The 471-nt window shown below is 42.9% G+C and carries 1 protein-coding gene; it reads left to right on the forward strand.

The window, feature by feature from the left end; all coding sequences use genetic code 11:
• Window positions 1–256, forward strand: a 256-nt coding sequence (locus KH893_RS11950; protein WP_281166297.1) for an FAD-dependent oxidoreductase, incomplete at its 5' end; no start/stop codon positions are given.
• Window positions 257–471: the final 215 nt, after the last annotated feature.

Below are 471 nucleotides of genomic sequence, written 5' to 3' on the forward strand. Positions count from 1 at the left end.
CGGTGTTGAAGTCCTCAAAAATACCGATGTCGTAAGTGTTGGTGACGGATTGATCGATATTAAAGGCGGAAATAAATTCTCTACCTCGACTCTAATTTGGACGGCCGGAGTTAAAGCTCCAACTAAAGTAAGTGAATTCGGATTGCAGCAAGGCCGCGGTGGAAGAATTCTAGTTAACAAGCAGGGTCAATCACTGGATGATTCAAAAATTTACGTTCTTGGTGATGTTTCGCTAACCGATCAAGACGGTTCGTGAAAAGGCCAGCCACAAACGGTTCAAGGAGCCGAAGCTGGAGCTAAAGTCGCCGCAAAAAATATCTCTCTTGCAATTGCCGGACAAAAAACAACGGCTGAATTTGAAGGTAAATATTCTGGTTTCGTCGTATCAATTGGTTCGAAATATGCAGTTGCTCATATCGGAAAAAATACGCACTTGAGTGGCTTCTTTGCTCAAGCAGTTAAGCATATGAT

This window comes from Liquorilactobacillus sicerae (assembly GCF_029916425.1).
Taxonomy (GTDB): domain Bacteria; phylum Bacillota; class Bacilli; order Lactobacillales; family Lactobacillaceae; genus Liquorilactobacillus; species Liquorilactobacillus sicerae.